Raw genomic sequence first — 15,680 nt, 5'->3', positions numbered from 1 at the left:
TGTCATCGTTTATGATGAGTTTATAACCCATTAAGGAGATGATTGCGTGCTCGTATTAACGTTTCACTACAAACAAGGTATCCCATTTGATGAAGCTTACTATCTGAATACACATGTTAGTTTACTATCTCAGAAGACGGTGCTTGAAATGGGAGCGGCCAAGTATGAGGTCAAAAAGGTCCTGTCCTCAGCAGATGGAACGACTCCGAGGTATTCGTATATATTCAGCTTGTATTTTGAAACGAAAGAAGCTTTGGAGTCGTTCATCAGTGACCCTAGAGTTCAGGAATTGAAAGATGATGTAGCAAACTATTATATCGGTGAGCAGGATATCTATATCGAGGAAGTTGTGGCTTCGTTCCAAGGGGAATAAAGGAATTCATTATGGTACTATTTGTGTATATGAGTTGACGAAGCTATAGAAGGAGCAAACACGATGAGGAAAATCGTAGCAGGACTGTTCATGTCACTGGATGGTGTGATCGACTCGCCAGAGAATTCGCCTAAGAAATGGGGCAATGCGGAGATCATGGCACGCATCGCGGAAGGTGTGGCGAAAGCGGATGCGGTACTCTTGGGGCCGCAGACGTATCAGTTTTTGGCGGGTTTTTGGCAGCACCAGACCAATGATGTGCCGATGGCGAAATTCTTAAATAACTCGCCGAAGTATGTGGTCTCGCAATCGCTCGACACATTGGATTGGCAGCCTGCAACTCTGCTTAGAGGTGACTTTGTCGACGAAATCATGAAACTCAAACAGCAGCCAGGACTGAATATTCAAGTCCCAGGCAGCCCGACTCTCGTGAGATCGCTGCTGCGTGAAGGATTGCTGGATGAACTTAACCTCAACATTTGCCCGGTTGTAGCAGGATCTGGTACGCGGCTTTTCGAAGGGATGGAGGAGCCGCTGAACCTTAAGCTAGTCGACACCAAAGGCTACAGTAACGGCGTTCTGGCCGTAACCTACCAGATAGTTAAGAGCTAGCGAATCAACCAATTCAGGCTGCCGTGCGAGGAGATTATATTTCCTCAGACATCAGGGCAGCCTGTTTTTTTTGTGCAAATCATAGGAATTTCCTATCGTTATAAGAAGAACTATTGTATTGAAGAATCAATGGTCCCCATTTATACTGAACCCGAAAAGAAGTAGCACGTGAAAACTATTTTCTCAAGGGAGGTTCATGGCATGGAACATTTGCTTATTCAAGACCCCGTGATCGCATCAGCGATCAAGCAAGAGGCAAACCGGCAGCACGATAAAATCGAGCTGATCGCGTCCGAAAATTTTGTCAGTGGTGCGGTGCTGGAAGCAATGGGGACGGTTTTTACCAACAAATATGCGGAAGGCTACCCTGGTAAGCGATACTACGCCGGATGTGAACATGCCGATACCGTGGAGGAAATGGCCATTCACAGAGTGAAGGCATTGTTCGGCGCGGAGCACGCCAACGTTCAGCCTCACTCTGGAGCTCAAGCGAATATGGCCGTTTATTTTGCTGCAGCTAAGCTAGGGGATACGATCCTGGGGATGAATCTCGCGCAAGGCGGCCACTTAACGCATGGAAGCTCCGTTAATGCTTCGGGACAATGGTACAATTTCGTCCCTTACGGCGTTAACGAGCAGACGTTCCGCATCGACTATGATGAAGTTCGCAAATTAGCCCACAGATCCAAGCCACGTATCATTGTGGTAGGGGCCAGTGCGTATCCGCGCACGATTGATTTCGAACCCTTCGCGCACATCGCCGAAGAAGTCGGGGCGCTATTCCTCGTAGATATGGCCCACATCGCGGGCATTGTTGCCGCTGGATTGCATCCAAACCCAGTGCCGCATGCGCACTTCGTGACGACGACTACGCACAAAACATTACGAGGGCCAAGGGGGGGAGTCATTTTATGCCGCAAGCCTTGGGCTCAGGCGATAGATAAAGCGGTATTCCCAGCCACGCAAGGCGGTCCCTTCATGCATACGATTGCGGCCAAAGCTGTCGCTTTCGGAGAAGCGAGTCGTCCAGCGTTCAGTCAGTATATGGCCGATGTCCTCCTCAATGCCCGTACATTGGCTGGAGCGCTAATGGCCGAAGGGCTTGATGTTGTGACCGGTGGTACGGACAATCATCTGATCCTGCTTGATTTGCGCAGCATCCAACTGACAGGTAAGGACGCGCAGCATCTGCTGGACGAAGTGGGCATTACCGTGAACAAGAATGCGATCCCTTTTGATCCAACCAGTCCGTTAATTACAAGTGGGATTCGTCTGGGAACTCCTGCGGTCACCACGAGAGGAATGGGAGCGGCGGACATGCAAGAAATAGCTCAGCTTATTGCCCACACATTACGTAACCCCAATCAGGTAGTTATTCAGGAGCAAGTGCGCAAGAAGGTGAAGGAGATCACCTCACGATTCACGCTACACGCAAGCCGCAATTAGCTGCTCCATAAAGACACGGCTGGCTGCGCAGAGGAATTTATTTTTGCGATAAACGATGCCAATTTGTGTAGTGAGCACGGGATTCTGAATCGGTATCGCACGAATATGCGGATGATCAATATAGTCGAGATAAGCCTTCGGCAGAACGGTCACTCCGACGCCTTTGCGGACCATTTGAATAATGGATTCCAAGGTCGTCATTTCGATGACAGGCTGCACGGCAAAATCAAGCGCACGGCACTGTTCATTGAGGAATTGGCGGAGAAAGTACGAGCTCGGCAGTAAGACACTTGGTGTTTCTTTTAAAATATCAAGCGACACGTTGGGCTCCTTCGCTAGCGGATGATCCATTGGCACGGCAAGCACTAGATGATCCGTATATAACGGAATGGTTTCTAAATCGTCATGCTGCATGGGCAAATACACGATCCCGAGATCTAATTCATTTTGCAGGAGGCCCTCATAAATATCTCCCGTCCGAAGCCCAAGAACAGACAATTCTACCTGAGGATAGCGCTCATGAAATGAAATAACCGTAGGTGGGAGTAAATAATTAACAACGGTTAGCAGGGCACCGATTTTTAATGTTCCTCGCTCCAGTCCTTGAAGCTCGCTAATGGCGGCACGTGCCTGAGATAACTCATGAAAAACTTGAAAGCCATGCTGCTGCAAGATGCGCCCGGCTTCGGTGATGACCGTTTTCTTGCCAATGCGATCAAATAAGGGCGTGCCGATTTCATGCTCGAGTAACCGAATTTGCTGGCTCAACGAGGGTTGAGCAATTCGCATTTTCTCAGCAGCACGGGTAAAATGAAGTTCTCGGCATACCGCCATAAAGTACTCTAATTGTTTAAGTTCCATTTAGCCTCCGGTGTACCCGTAACATCATGAACATAATGATAGGTTTTAACTATCATTATAAGATGAATCATAAAGAAATAATAACTATATTTGGAGTTGAGCTCATATGAAGTCTGTCGAAATCGTAGCGATTAATATCGGTAAGCCACAGCTCGTCCCGTATAAAAACAAAGAAGTTGCCACAGGGATTCATAAGCAGCCAACGGATGGAGCTTTATTTTTGTCATGGGAGAATTTCAAGGGGGATGGCCAGGCAGATCTCGTTCATCACGGTGGCCGAGAAAAGGCTGTCTGTGTATATCCTTTTGAACATTATGTGTATTGGGAACAAGAGTTAGGCCAGGCGTTAACCTATGGCGCATTTGGAGAAAATCTAACGATCCGTGGCATCGTGGAGGCGGAGGTGTGCATCGGAGATATCTTTGAGCTGGGGGAAGCAATCGTTGAAGTGAGCCAACCTCGGCAGCCATGCTTCAAATTATCTGTCAAGTACGACAGGCCAGACATGCCGCTCAAAGTGCAAGAAACCGGGTATACCGGCTTCTATTTTCGCGTTCTGCGTGAAGGATTCGTAGATAAATCCGATGGATTGAAGCGAATCTTCGCGCATCCCAAAGCGATCACGGTGGCCTACGCCAACCGGATTATGCATCAGGAGAAAGAGCATGTTGCAGGCATCCGCCAACTGCTGGAAGTCGATAAGCTGTCAGTGAGTTGGCGGGCTACGTTGCAGAAGCGTCTTGAAGGTCAGGAGACAGATACGCGAGAAAGATTAACAGGTGGTACAAGTGTATCGACGGATGTCTCAGATGGCTCTGCGAATGGAGCTTCCTGAACCTGTCGTTCTTTGCTCTTGGAGCATAAACCGAATATTCACAAGTCCAAACACTAAGAAACACACCCAAGGAAGGCCTTGCCAGCCGAGGTAAGTGCCCAAATCATACAAATAACCGCCGCCAACGTTTCCGATAATAGCCCCGATGGAGAGTGCAAAGCTGTTAAACCCGAAATAGCTAGCAATCTGCTCATCTCCGGCATAATCGGAAACCATGGTATTCATCATCGGTTGTAGAAAAACCTGTCCAATCATGAAGGCGATAACCCCCGCATAAATCCCCCACATGGATCCGATCATCCCTAATGTAAATAAGCCCCCAGCGAGCAGTAAGGTGCCTAATGACATCACGCCAAAAGGCTGTAACTTTCTGTTGCCTAATTTGGATAAAGGAACCTGAAGCAGGACCATGACAATAGCCCCAGAGCTGTAAATGAGTCCGATATTCGCATCTGAAGCTAGCTGATGAACACGAAATGGAACGGCAATATATAACTGCGTGACCAGTGACCACGAGATCATCGTGAAGAGCATGAAGCGCCGGAAAGGGCGATTGCTCCACACGGTTTGCATCTGAGACCAGATGCCCGTATATGCCTTGCGGGATTGTTCACTTTGGATAGCTGGCAAAAAGAAGAGACTAAAGAAAAAGGAAAATGCGAAAATAAGGGTAGCGGCCAAACTAACATACTTGAAATGAAAGCCCATGAGTAAGGCACCCAGGACGGGACCCACGACGAATCCCATATTGCTTAACATTTCTCGAATAGCATAAATCGTGATCCGATTGCTCGAAGTCGATAGTGCTGCATAATAAGCATAACTAGCTGGGTTGAACAGGGATCCGCCTAAGCCAGAGAAGAAGCAAGCTATGATAAAGCCTGGGATGCTGTCGACAAAGCCGAACATGCCGAACCCAAAGGTACGGATGAGCAAACCGATCAGAATCGTGCGCTTATAGCCAAGCTTGTCGGCCAACGTACCGCAAAGGACGGAAAGACCTTGCTGGCTGAAGCTGCGGATAGCGGAGATGATACCAACCATAGTAACCGTCAGCAGGATGTCATTTAATAAATAAGAAGCAAGCAGGGGGATCATCATATAAAATCCTACCGCCATACTGAAGGTATTCATAAACATGACCCAGAAAGGGAGCCGAATGGAAGCAAGTTTACGCAGGGCTGAAATCATCGGTGGCCTCATTTCATGCTGTAAGTTGTCGATTTCAAAACCATACAGGATAAGCTATGCGTTGTATAGGGCTTTCTTTGGATGGACTTGGGTAAAAGTTAGTTAAGGCAGCTTGTACCTGCGATGAGGATGAAATTGTGACAGGGACTTCCAAAGGATGGTAAAATTGGGTAGTGGTATGTTTAGTTTAAGCTGCTCATGATCATTGAACGGAGGTAGAATGCACATGCTACATGTAGTTCGACGAATGCCCAAATATATCTCGGCGACAGGGATATTCTTAGTTGTGTTGATCCTAGCCTATTCCACAATTTATATGATAGAAAAACCGGGAGGTATAGCAGATTGGCGGATCTCCAAAGCGATGGGATTGACAGAGACCTTGCGCGTTCCGCTGGGAGACACACCTGAGGAGGCTATACGACAATTTCGGGGTTCATCTTTTGAACAAATTTTTAAGACCATTTTTCGGGAGCCTGTTCAAGGAGATGTTCTACAATTCAGCAAGCTGCTGCAAAATCATAGCGGGACAGATTTGAGAGTAGATATCGCAAAGAAATTATGGCTTGGGTGGAAGTGGACTTCTGGCGGTGGGTACTCTATTGGTGGGGATAAAATGGATGCTTCATCCGATTCTGCCTTGTCCTATATGATGATGCCAATGCGTTGGGAAAAGCCTAAGGGTAACTCCCTTCTATTTGGAGAAATAGGAGATACGTCGATCACGCATATCGTTGTTAAGGGTAATGAAGCAGTTGCGAGGGACTATGCGGCGGAAATTGTAAAAACGGACGAAGGTTATATCGTTTGGTATATGATTTTGCCTGCTTCAGTCCGTGTGCCATTCGACATACAAGCGTACACCGATCAGAATGAACTACGTGCCAAGCTGACGATAACAACGGAGCAGGTAAATGGTTCGATCGGGCGACAAAAAAATTGATGAGACAACTGGCGAAGTCACGATGAAGTCCGCAACGACACCGGTGTAGAGGAAACCGAGACATCCGATGTTAGATAGGTGTAGAATGGTGGTATATATAGTGTAATTGCTGATGAATGGAGTGATCGCTACATGAATGCGTCCAAATATGAAAAGTACTTCTCAATCGACGGCTTCTGGTCCAAGTTGAAAAAAGGGGCTAAGAAGGCTGGCAGTAAAGTCATTTACAGTGGATTGTTGCTTTTTTACGCGTTGGATAGCCCCAAAACACCGCTCCGCGCAAAAGTTCAAATCTACGGTGCACTCGGGTATCTCATCTTACCATTAGATCTCATGCCAGATATCCTGCCGATTGTAGGTTATGTGGACGATCTAAGCGCGCTGGGCTTTGCCTTAGCGGCCGTATCGAAAAGCATTGATGACGAGGTTAGGCGGAAAGCGAAGAACAAGCTGAGAGATTTCCTTGGAGACGATGTTGTGAGCAGCAAAGATATCATCGATATCGATGGTCACGTGGTGGAGGAGCAGGGGAAGCCGAAGGATGAGGAGAAGTAGGGGGGTTAGGTGCCCTCGGTACTTTTGGTGATTCGGTACCACGGCCATCTCGGTGGCCCGGAAGCTTTGGAAGCTTTGGTAGCTTCGGTAGCATCGGTAGCATCGGTATCCCTGGCACCTCGGTACCCCGGTACCTCCGGAACTCCCGGCACCCCGGCACACCGGCACCCCGGCACCCCGGCACCCCGGTAGCCCTGGCACCCCGGTATCCCGGTAGCCTCGGAACTCCCGGCACCCCGGTATCCCCGGTATCCCCGGCGCCCCGGCAACCTCAACACTTCCGGCCCCGCGAAAACTCTGGGTGCTGCCGTCATTGGTAGGCTTAGTGGTTAAAGGAGGTTGGTTACCTCGATTAACTGGAAAATCTACATCTATTTTCACGATTGAGAGACGAAAAGTAAGATTAGATGGAAAATATGTAGTTATTTTCACGCATATCCACTAGTTCTGCTAAAACGGGCTGATTTAACTGTATATTTTACATTTATTTCACTAAAATAGGGATTTACTCCGGATTTAACTGTACTTTTTCCATCTAAATTATACACCCGCTCGGCACAACTACCCATTACCCAAATTAGCTAATTAGATTGAATTACATAGGTCAACAACTGCCCCAGCTACAGAAGCCATCAACTCAACTCAACTCAACTTCATCCCCACCACTAATCGAAACATTAACTTGTTTACATGCAAATCTACCACCCTGCGTACAGGTAGCCTCAATGCCAAAAACCGACGAATTGGCCAATTCGTCGGTTGGTGATAGTGCATTTATTAACTGGAAAATTTAAATTTTAAGATGATTCTGGTTTAAACTTTTAACAACCAACCGAACGTATCCGGCAGTTTACCGCTTTGAATACCTGTGATCGTTGTATACAGTCGCTCAACAAGCTCACCGATTTCGCCATGGTTGACGACCATCGGTGTACCGTTCCACAGCAGGCTGCCAATTGGCGATACGACCGCAGCGGTGCCGGTGCCGAAAGCCTCTTCCAACGTTCCATCTGCATGAGCTTTGACGATGTCATCGATTGATATTTTCCGCTCAGAAACGGGGATTCCCCATTCTTTCAGCAGGTGGATGATGCTGCCACGCGTGATTCCTTCGAGAATGCTGCCGCTTAGGCTAGGCGTGACGACTTCACCGTTAATTTTGAAAAAGACATTCATACTGCCGACTTCTTCTAAATATTTCTTCTCAATAGCGTCGAGCCATAATACTTGAGCACAATTATTCTCTTTGGCCAGCATTTGTGCCTTCAAGCTAGCTGCGTAATTGCCGGCTACTTTGGCATTGCCTGTCCCGCCTTGCACAGATCGCGCATAATAGCTTTCCACAAGGATGTTGATTGGCTGCAGTCCCTCATCATAGTAAGCATCAACAGGTGACATAATGATGATAAAGGAATACTGCATAGACGGGCGGACACCTAGAATCGCTTCCGTTGCAATAACGAAAGGGCGGATGTACAGGGAGGAGCCGTTCTTCTTCGGCACCCATGCAGCATCAACACGAACTAGCTCCTGAATGGCACGGACAACGAATTCTTCATCTATATGCGGGATGCTGAGACGTTCGCTAGAGCGGTTCAAGCGCTTAGCGTTTTGATCTGGACGAAATAAAACAACGTCATCGTTCTCGGTGCGAAATGCCTTCATACCTTCGAAAACGGCTTGCCCATAGTGGAAAACCATCGCCGCGGGATCATGGGAAATCGGACCATAAGGAATGATACGCGGATCATGCCAGCCTTGACCTTCTTCGTAATCCATCATAAACATATGATTCGTAAAAAGTTTTCCAAACCCCAGATTTTCGTCTAAATTGGGCAGGGGCTTGCCCTTTAAATTGTGTTCGATGCGAATGCTTCCGTACATACGTTGTGCCACCTTTCCTATTGAGGGTTCTCACAATCTTTTACCCTTAACTATAGAAAATTCGCAATCATTGATCAATTGCGATTTATCAATTACTATCATAGTTAATAGCTATGATCGGGGGGCTTCAGGTGGATTATCGATTGTTGGTGTATTTTTTGGCGGTGTGCGAGGAACTGCACTTCACCAAAGCGGCAGAGAAGCTGGGAATTAGCCAGCCTACACTGAGTCAACAGATCCGATTGCTGGAGGATCGCGTGGGCTCTCCACTTTTTCAACGCATCGGCAAAAAGATCTATGTGACCGAAGCAGGCGAGATTTTGCGCAAGCATAGCCGTAATATTTTTCATGAGCTGGAGCAAGCGCAGATGGCGATGAATGAGCTCCAGGGCATGCAGCGCGGACGATTGCGAATCGGCTGTTCGGGGAATCATTTGCTGACGGCGACGATTATGACGTTTCATGCCAACTATCCCAAAATCGAGCTATCGGTGATGGAGCTGGCAACAGAAGAGACGAAAGAAAAGTTGCTGAGCAATGAGCTGGATGTGGGGGTTGTTTTTTTGCCAGAAGAGGACGAGCAGCTGCGGTGTGTGCCGTTGTACCAAGAGAAGCTTCAGCTTGTGGTGTCGGCTGAGCATACATTTGCCCAAGAGCAGGTGACCGAGATCAGGTTGGCGGAGTTGACCGAGATTCCAATTGCGATGCTGCAGCAGAAGTTCTATGTTCGGCAAATGATGGATGATTGCTGTGCGCAGATCGGACTTGCCTGGAAGCCAATTGTGGAGCTCTCCACGCTTGAATCCTTGCTGCAAATGGCGAAGAATCATGTGTGCGGAGCGATTTTGCCTCAATCCTATGTGGAGGGAATGGGCGATCGTATGCGAGAGCAGAAGCTGTGCGCCATCCCTATTATTGACCCTATTCCGCAGAAGGAAGTGGGGATTGTGTATCGGAAGGATATGTTTTTGTGTAAAACGATGGATACCTTCGTGAAGCAGGTTATTCAGGAATTTGCTTAGTGTGCAGGAAAGAGTGAGGGTTTGGAGCAGATGCGTATGAAAGAGAAGAGTATGGAACATAAGGGTACGGAACCTAAGAGTACGGAACAAAAGAGTCAACAACAAAAGAATATGGAACCTACAGGTCTAGAACAGAGCGAGAAATATGTCTATGTATTTGCGTGTCATGAAGATGAGCAGGCGTTGTGTCAACTGGAGCTGCGCACGTTGTTGGGCGCGGATGCTGTTATTGATGCGCGCTACGCCGTCAGCGCGCGCAAGGTAGAGCCGAGCCGCAGCCCATTTCTGAAGCTGCGGATGGATGTTGCTTTTGAGGCCGACAGCTTGCCTGCGCTGGCCTCTGAACTTCAGACGTTGACCGTGCGCGGCGCAACGTTCAAAGTCGTGTTCGCGGAGACGGACACGGCGGTCAGCTATGACCGCCAGCGAAACGTCGAGCGCGAACTAGGGCTAGGGCTGCGCGGCAAGGCCGAGATGCGCAGGCCAGAGCAATACTTCGCCGTGACGGAGCTAGGAGGCCGGTGGTTGTTCGGCGAGGGCAGCTACGGCGAAGCCGTGTGGCTTCAGCATCAGCAGAAGCCACAGAACTACTCCACCGCCCTGGGGACGCGCCTCGCGCGGGCGGTGGTGAACATCGCCGTGCCCGAGGTGGCGGGCACGCGGGTCATTGACCCGTGCTGCGGCATCGGCACGGTGCTGGTGGAGGCGATGTCGATGGGAATCGACATCGTGGGCTACGACATCAACCCGCTGGCCGTGCGCGGGGCGCGGGTGAATCTGGACCACTTCGGCATGCCGGATGTGGTCCAGGTTGCTGACATGCGGACGCTCGTTCCGCATCCTACGGCCCTGCAAGGCAGTCCAGAGCCCATCTACGATGCGCTGATTCTGGACATGCCGTACAATCTTTGCTCCGTTCTGCCGGAGGATGAGAAGCTGGACATGCTGCAAACCGCCCGCCGATTAGCGCGGCGCGCGGTAATTGTGACGACGGAGCAGATCGATTCGCTGCTAACGGAAGCTGGCTTTTACATCGACTCGCGCTGCACCGTGAATAAAGGCAATTTCAGCCGGCAAATTATTGTCTGCGTCTAGCCTGGTTTAGTACATCATTTTTCCGAGCGGGCCATCCTCTGCAATCATATCCTGTAACGCATAAACGGAAATCGGAAAGTAAAGGAATCCATACACATAAGCCGCTAGCTCATACACTTGAAAATAAACAACTAGTGATTTATCAGCGATATAGAAATCTTGATCAGGACGAATGCTTTTAAAATCAACCAACAAAGGAATATCACGCAGCTTGAGCTCGGCTGCAATGATGACACTCAACTTAGCGATGTAATCACTGCCGGGTTTAAACAATTCCTTGAGCGTATAGCTTTTGCCAGTTTCCGTGCTGAAAGTTAATGAATTCTGGATCGTGAGTCCGTGAGCGCCACCGGAGAAAGCATAGTTAAGCAACGACAAACTAAGTACGCGACGTTCATTCGTTTTGATTTCATAATAAGCGGTCACATCGGTCGAGGGGTTTTGTGGGAAGCCCTGATCATGCAGCTGCTTATTCACGGCATCGACAATCGTTGTATTGATTTTATGTTGGACAAGAGGGGCATTCATATGAATAACAGCGGGGTATAACAGGTTTAATTTGCTCTTTAGCACTTTATAGGTTTGTATACTAACGGGTTGGTGTTCCAATTCCAAGTCCTGGTCCATGTCTCTCATGTCTTCCGTGTCTCTCATGTTTCATCATCCCAACGTTTTTGCTACACCATATTCGGGAGCTGGGCGTTTGGTTCAATAGATGAAGGTATTCGTGCCCTGCCAAAGATAAAGAGCTTTCCCTACATCGCGATTAGCGTGAGGGAAAGCTCTATTTGGTGCGGAAGTGAAGCGAATTATTCCTGTGAGGTATTTTCCTCATCACTAGCATCGGATGTTGCACTTTGCAGCGCAGCAGATAATTCTTCTACTTGTTGCTGGGATTGGCTGTCTTCAGCATTCGCCTGAGCCGCATTAATTGCATGGCTTACTACGTCGTCATTACTGTTGGTTGTTGACATGGTACAATCACCTCCTTTACGTTTTCGCCAGAAAACTGGCGTCGTAAGCATAAGCTAAGATTCAACCAACTCAGTATTCTTCGAATGGAGGAAAATTATGCAAGATGGCGCAAGTTTTTTTGCTAACCTTATTCCAAAATACCAGTGTTCAGAATCTTAACGTTCACGGTTGGCTTAATACTGATTTTTGGATACTGTTCGCGCCACCAGTCGATGCCTCCAAACAGCTTCGGATGATAAGCTGAGACCTCATGTCCGAGCTGTAAGTAATCACAATTTGTCCTTTGCAAGGTTGCAATCACGTTAGTCGCCTTTGCCGTAATATCAGCTGTGATTTGCTTTTCCAGCTCTCTGAGGCTGGCCTCTGTATGTCTTTCCATGTCAAGTCCTGCTTTGATTAATTTAAGATCCAGCTTTAGCGAAATTTCAATGTCACGCAGACTGCCATCCGTATCGTTAATATGAAAATCCCGATGGGCGTTCTGCACCTGAACGGAGTAACTCTTTCCATTCAATTTTCCTGTGATTAGTTGGTTTTGGCCCGAAGTGCCATCTAGCAGCGTAGCTAAGTGGGTATCCTCGTCATCCAGATTGATGCCGGTATACGTCCCGTCTCGAAACAAAGAAGTACCCGCTAGGTGAACCCCGTTCTCGTAAGGCTCGAACCGATTGAGTGCGAAGTCGTTTAGGAATCCTGCGCCCCCGAGTATGAATTGGACTAATTTGCTGGAAGGGATCTTTCCCCTCTTCTTATCCTCTTGTAATAAACCTACCAGAAATTCCGATAAGGTCTGATCTTTGATTTTTTTCGTACTCAGCAACTTCGAAAGATCACCGTCATATATCGCCAGATAGCCGTATAATGGATTGGCGATGAATTGGCTCGTAATATTCAAATGGTTCAGCGGCTGATCTTTGGCGAATTTGGTGCTTATTAGGAATAACCTGGTTTCCAGTACAGAAAGAATGCCAGGGAATTGTTTGTTTGTTTTACTCACGGCATCATAAATGTTATCGCCAGTTGACTCCATAAATAAGTTGTTCGGATTGCCTCCGCCTTGATTGGCATGCTGTAGCGAGGAAATTACATAGCTGACCTTAAGCTGCTTGCTGTCTCCCTCATAATCTACACCTACTACATCGACAAAAAGCAGTTTCTTCAGCTGAGATTGATCCCAGCATCCTGTGAGTAGTAAGCAGGTGAGCAACGCAGCTATCACTCTTTTCATACCTCGTTCCTCCCTACGCCCCGTAGCCCGGAAATGATAAGAAGAATGACTGGCAGACCCACAACCAACGAGAAAGACACGATATCCTGAATCGTGGCAATCTGCAAGATGTCGTCCCTCTTCGTTACGAAGAAGCCCCCAAGGAAACATAGCGCGACTACCGTCCATACCCAAACATGCTGCTTACCCAAACCCTGTCTGCGAAGATGCTGAAATGCTTTCACAGCCATAAAGAAGTAGACATAGATCGTTGCCGATACAAGGCATACATAGAAGATTAGGAACAAGATGTCGATGCTCTGCAAGACATTAAGCTGATAGTTTTTTAAAATAAAAATAATAGGTTCCGGAATAACCTCAAGCTGTTTCAAGTTGAATTTCATGGAGCAGATCAGGCAAACGGCAATATAAAACACGGCTGTAGAAGCGTTCGCCAGTGTCATCGAAATCAGTAGTTTTTTTTTATTTTGGGATTGTACGTAAGGGTAAGCATAGAGGAGCAGATCATAACCTACATAAGCGCTAAATGCGGAATAGGCCCCTTTCAGAACCGGATACCAACCGCTTGGCAATATCGGCAGCAAATTTCTCACATCGAGACCATAAATTCCGCTAAATACGATAAGCAAAAAGCTGATGTAAGCGAAGACCATAAAGGTTTGCGATACATTAGCAAGCTGTTTCAACGTTGAGGTAGCTGCATAGCCGCAGACAAGGAGAAGCATGAGAATGAGAACCCATCTAGGTGTGAGTGGAAACAGCCATCTTTTTAAGATGTCGCAATAAAATACCGTCAACAAGAGTCCAGAGAGGGCGTAATAGCATCCAAACAACAAATTGATACTGGCCCCAATGGGTTTACCTACAATCAGTGAGATGTAGGCATAGAAGTTACGCTTTGGGTAACGACTGCCGAGCCACCAAAGCAGCGTGATGCCTACTTGTGCGGTGAGTGCAGCTACTAGGACAGCCAGCCATGTATCATGGCCCGCAACTCTAGCCTCCACATGGGGCAGGGATAATACTTCGGTTCCAAGCTGAACCATAATTACTAGTGAGACCAACTGTCTTCTGGTGATGCTTTCCTCTTGTCTCAACGCTTCCAACTCCTTGGATTCCGTATCCGTCTTCGATTGCTCGAAACCGCTTCAATTGGGCGCTTACGCGTGCTCCAAAGTGGTGCCCGAAACAGCGTATCCTGCGTATCACGAAAGGAAAAGGGCGGTGTATAGTACGGGAGACCCAGCGTTGTGATTTGACACAGATGGATACAAATCATTATGAAAAAGAAGGCGAGGCCAAACAAGCCGAACATCGAAGAAAGAAGAAGTGCAGGATAGCTTAGCAGGCGAACGGCACTGCTCATCTCGTAAGAAGGCAAGACAAAGGAGGCTAGGCCTGTTAAAGCAGTTACGATAACGATGGTATTGGAAACCAAATTAGCCTGCACGACCACAGTTCCGATTACAATACCGCCTACAACACCGATGGTTTGGCCGACTGGACTCGCTAGCCGGATGGTTGCTTCTCTTAATATCTCCAGCATAAACATCATCGATAGCGCCTCGAGTACAGGCGGGAATGTTACGAATTTCAGTGAGCTCTGCAGCGTATTAACGAAATTGATCGGCAACAGTTGTGGATTAAAGGCGCTGACTGCCACATAAACGGCAGGTAGGCCAATTGTTATGAACAGGCAACAAATGCGCAAAAGCCGAAAAAAAGTACCTATCAGCCAACTAACTTGGTAATCATCAGGACTTTGAAGGAAGGACCAGAACGTCACTGGCAAGATGATCGCATCTGGTGAACCTGCTGCGGTAATGACCACTTTCCCCTCCATTAAATAAGCGCGTGCGCGGTCCGGACGTTCCGTAATAAGCAGTTGTGGAAACAGGCTAAATTTCTTCTCCCGGATCATCTCATCGATAAATCCTGGCGCCTCGATATAGTCAATGTCAATGCTTTTAAGTCGCTTGTCTAGTTCCTCTACAATCGCTGTTGTGGCAATCGACTTGATGTACATAACAGCGACTTTCGTCCGCGATATCCGTCCAATCGTATAGGTTTTAACGATCAATTCTGTAGAATTAACTAGCTTGCGCATTAGATTGATGTTGGTATCTAAATTTTCAATGAAGGCTTCGTTTGCACCGCGTAAAACCCGTTCGTTGGTCGGAATATTGATGGAGCGCTCCTTCTTTAAATCCACCCCAAGCAGGTAAAGTTTACTGTCTCCGTCTTGATAGAGTACGACTTTACCATACAAAATGGCCTGAACCGCTTCATCTAATTGCTCTGTTTCCGCATAGTCTAGAATCGACACGACTTCGCGAATCGCATCCTGTGGCCGGAGAAACAGCGGCTTCAGAATAAAATCTTGAACGAGGGAAGAATCGACCAACGTGTCGAAATAAAACAGCCTAAACACGGTTCCACTAATAAGCAACTCTTTCGATTGGAAGTCACTTTGCTCAGAGAAAAGTTGTTTGAAATAGGGCTCCGCTGCTTCCATCGATGGACTTTGTTTCACACGTTTTCCTCCCTCACGATCATTTCCTCTTACTTTAACCTGTGACTTCCATAAATATGTAAAAGTTATCGATGGGAATAGTTGCGATAGATATTGCTCGACTTGCTACGTTATAGGTAATTCCTAT

16 protein-coding genes are annotated in these 15,680 nt (G+C 47.7%); 8 read left to right on the top strand and 8 right to left on the bottom strand.

Going from position 1 to position 15,680, the window contains the following annotated elements; genetic code table 11:
* The first annotated feature begins 46 nt into the window (after positions 1–46).
* From HQN88_RS33840 to HQN88_RS33830, 3 genes are all read left to right on the top strand, one after another.
* Positions 47–373, top strand: a complete 327-nt coding sequence (locus HQN88_RS33840; RefSeq protein WP_173120551.1) for an EthD family reductase — start codon at positions 47–49, stop codon at positions 371–373.
* A 63-nt stretch (positions 374–436) separates the two neighbouring features.
* Positions 437–985, top strand: a complete 549-nt coding sequence (locus tag HQN88_RS33835) for a dihydrofolate reductase family protein (protein ID WP_173120549.1) — start codon at positions 437–439, stop codon at positions 983–985.
* 201 nt (positions 986–1,186) lie between these two features.
* Positions 1,187–2,431: a serine hydroxymethyltransferase gene (locus HQN88_RS33830; protein WP_173120547.1), complete on the top strand. Its 1,245-nt coding sequence runs from the start codon at positions 1,187–1,189 to the stop codon at positions 2,429–2,431.
* Here the strand turns inward: HQN88_RS33830 and HQN88_RS33825 are convergent.
* Entirely contained in the window at positions 2,411–3,292 is an 882-nt protein-coding gene (locus tag HQN88_RS33825; RefSeq protein ID WP_173120545.1) for a LysR family transcriptional regulator, read from the bottom strand. The genes HQN88_RS33830 and HQN88_RS33825 overlap by 21 nt on opposite strands.
* Positions 3,293–3,398: 106 nt before the next feature.
* Between HQN88_RS33825 and HQN88_RS33820 the strand changes: the two genes are divergently transcribed.
* Positions 3,399–4,127 (top strand): MOSC domain-containing protein, encoded by a 729-nt coding sequence (locus HQN88_RS33820; protein WP_173120543.1) that lies wholly within the window; start codon positions 3,399–3,401, stop codon positions 4,125–4,127.
* Here HQN88_RS33820 and HQN88_RS33815 read toward each other — a convergent pair.
* The gene (locus HQN88_RS33815; RefSeq protein ID WP_173120541.1) at positions 4,098–5,318 is read right to left on the bottom strand and encodes an MFS transporter; all 1,221 of its coding nucleotides are present in this window, start codon (positions 5,316–5,318) and stop codon (positions 4,098–4,100) included. The genes HQN88_RS33820 and HQN88_RS33815 overlap by 30 nt on opposite strands.
* A 226-nt stretch (positions 5,319–5,544) precedes the next feature.
* On the opposite strand from HQN88_RS33815, the gene HQN88_RS33810 reads away from it, so the two are divergent.
* Complete coding sequence (locus HQN88_RS33810; RefSeq protein WP_173120539.1) at positions 5,545–6,261, top strand: hypothetical protein; 717 nt, start codon at positions 5,545–5,547, stop codon at positions 6,259–6,261.
* A 132-nt stretch (positions 6,262–6,393) separates the two neighbouring features.
* Complete coding sequence (locus HQN88_RS33805; RefSeq protein WP_173120537.1) at positions 6,394–6,816, top strand: YkvA family protein; 423 nt, start codon at positions 6,394–6,396, stop codon at positions 6,814–6,816.
* A gap of 813 nt (positions 6,817–7,629) precedes the next feature.
* Here the strand turns inward: HQN88_RS33805 and HQN88_RS33800 are convergent.
* Entirely contained in the window at positions 7,630–8,700 is a 1,071-nt protein-coding gene (locus HQN88_RS33800; protein ID WP_173120535.1) for a branched-chain amino acid aminotransferase, read from the bottom strand.
* Between the two features lie 131 nt (positions 8,701–8,831).
* Between HQN88_RS33800 and HQN88_RS33795 the strand changes: the two genes are divergently transcribed.
* A complete protein-coding gene (locus tag HQN88_RS33795) occupies positions 8,832–9,722 on the top strand; it encodes a LysR family transcriptional regulator (protein WP_173120533.1) in 891 nt (296 codons plus the stop codon).
* Positions 9,723–9,758: 36 nt separating this feature from the next.
* Positions 9,759–10,817, top strand: coding sequence for a TRM11 family SAM-dependent methyltransferase (locus HQN88_RS33790; RefSeq protein WP_274318794.1), 1,059 nt, complete (start codon positions 9,759–9,761; stop codon positions 10,815–10,817).
* Positions 10,818–10,823: 6 nt separating this feature from the next.
* Here HQN88_RS33790 and HQN88_RS33785 read toward each other — a convergent pair whose 3' ends face one another.
* The 5 genes from HQN88_RS33785 to HQN88_RS33765 form a co-directional block, all read right to left on the bottom strand.
* Complete coding sequence (locus tag HQN88_RS33785; protein WP_246320610.1) at positions 10,824–11,471, bottom strand: DUF3298 and DUF4163 domain-containing protein; 648 nt, start codon at positions 11,469–11,471, stop codon at positions 10,824–10,826.
* A 155-nt stretch (positions 11,472–11,626) separates the two neighbouring features.
* Positions 11,627–11,791, bottom strand: coding sequence for a hypothetical protein (locus tag HQN88_RS33780; protein ID WP_157264846.1), 165 nt, complete (start codon positions 11,789–11,791; stop codon positions 11,627–11,629).
* Positions 11,792–11,919: 128 nt separating this feature from the next.
* Positions 11,920–13,020 (bottom strand): Ger(x)C family spore germination protein, encoded by a 1,101-nt coding sequence (locus tag HQN88_RS33775; protein WP_173120531.1) that lies wholly within the window; start codon positions 13,018–13,020, stop codon positions 11,920–11,922.
* A complete protein-coding gene (locus tag HQN88_RS33770; protein WP_173120529.1) occupies positions 13,017–14,117 on the bottom strand; it encodes a GerAB/ArcD/ProY family transporter in 1,101 nt (366 codons plus the stop codon). The genes HQN88_RS33775 and HQN88_RS33770 overlap by 4 nt, the downstream gene beginning before the upstream one ends.
* Positions 14,114–15,553, bottom strand: coding sequence for a spore germination protein (locus tag HQN88_RS33765; protein ID WP_274318795.1), 1,440 nt, complete (start codon positions 15,551–15,553; stop codon positions 14,114–14,116). The genes HQN88_RS33770 and HQN88_RS33765 overlap by 4 nt, the downstream gene beginning before the upstream one ends.
* Positions 15,554–15,680 lie beyond the last annotated feature (127 nt).

Source organism: Paenibacillus qinlingensis (assembly GCF_013204845.1).
Lineage (GTDB): Bacteria > Bacillota > Bacilli > Paenibacillales > NBRC-103111 > Paenibacillus_E > Paenibacillus_E qinlingensis.
Note: the sequence above shows the minus strand (reverse complement) of the source record. Positions and strands in the feature narration are given on the sequence as shown.

What these genes read in the sequence shown, in the direction of transcription:
- HQN88_RS33835 (WP_173120549.1), top strand. Translation starts at nt 437, where the DNA reads ATGAGGAAAATCGTAGCAGGACTGTTCATGTCACTGGATGGTGTGATC.
- HQN88_RS33830 (WP_173120547.1), top strand. Translation starts at nt 1,187, where the DNA reads ATGGAACATTTGCTTATTCAAGACCCCGTGATCGCATCAGCGATCAAG.
- HQN88_RS33825 (WP_173120545.1), bottom strand. Translation starts at nt 3,292, where the DNA reads ATGGAACTTAAACAATTAGAGTACTTTATGGCGGTATGCCGAGAACTT.
- HQN88_RS33820 (WP_173120543.1), top strand. Translation starts at nt 3,399, where the DNA reads ATGAAGTCTGTCGAAATCGTAGCGATTAATATCGGTAAGCCACAGCTC.
- HQN88_RS33815 (WP_173120541.1), bottom strand. Translation starts at nt 5,318, where the DNA reads ATGATTTCAGCCCTGCGTAAACTTGCTTCCATTCGGCTCCCTTTCTGG.
- HQN88_RS33810 (WP_173120539.1), top strand. Translation starts at nt 5,545, where the DNA reads ATGCTACATGTAGTTCGACGAATGCCCAAATATATCTCGGCGACAGGG.
- HQN88_RS33805 (WP_173120537.1), top strand. Translation starts at nt 6,394, where the DNA reads ATGAATGCGTCCAAATATGAAAAGTACTTCTCAATCGACGGCTTCTGG.
- HQN88_RS33800 (WP_173120535.1), bottom strand. Translation starts at nt 8,700, where the DNA reads ATGTACGGAAGCATTCGCATCGAACACAATTTAAAGGGCAAGCCCCTG.
- HQN88_RS33790 (WP_274318794.1), top strand. Translation starts at nt 9,759, where the DNA reads ATGAAAGAGAAGAGTATGGAACATAAGGGTACGGAACCTAAGAGTACG.
- HQN88_RS33785 (WP_246320610.1), bottom strand. Translation starts at nt 11,471, where the DNA reads ATGAGAGACACGGAAGACATGAGAGACATGGACCAGGACTTGGAATTG.
- HQN88_RS33780 (WP_157264846.1), bottom strand. Translation starts at nt 11,791, where the DNA reads ATGTCAACAACCAACAGTAATGACGACGTAGTAAGCCATGCAATTAAT.
- HQN88_RS33775 (WP_173120531.1), bottom strand. Translation starts at nt 13,020, where the DNA reads ATGAAAAGAGTGATAGCTGCGTTGCTCACCTGCTTACTACTCACAGGA.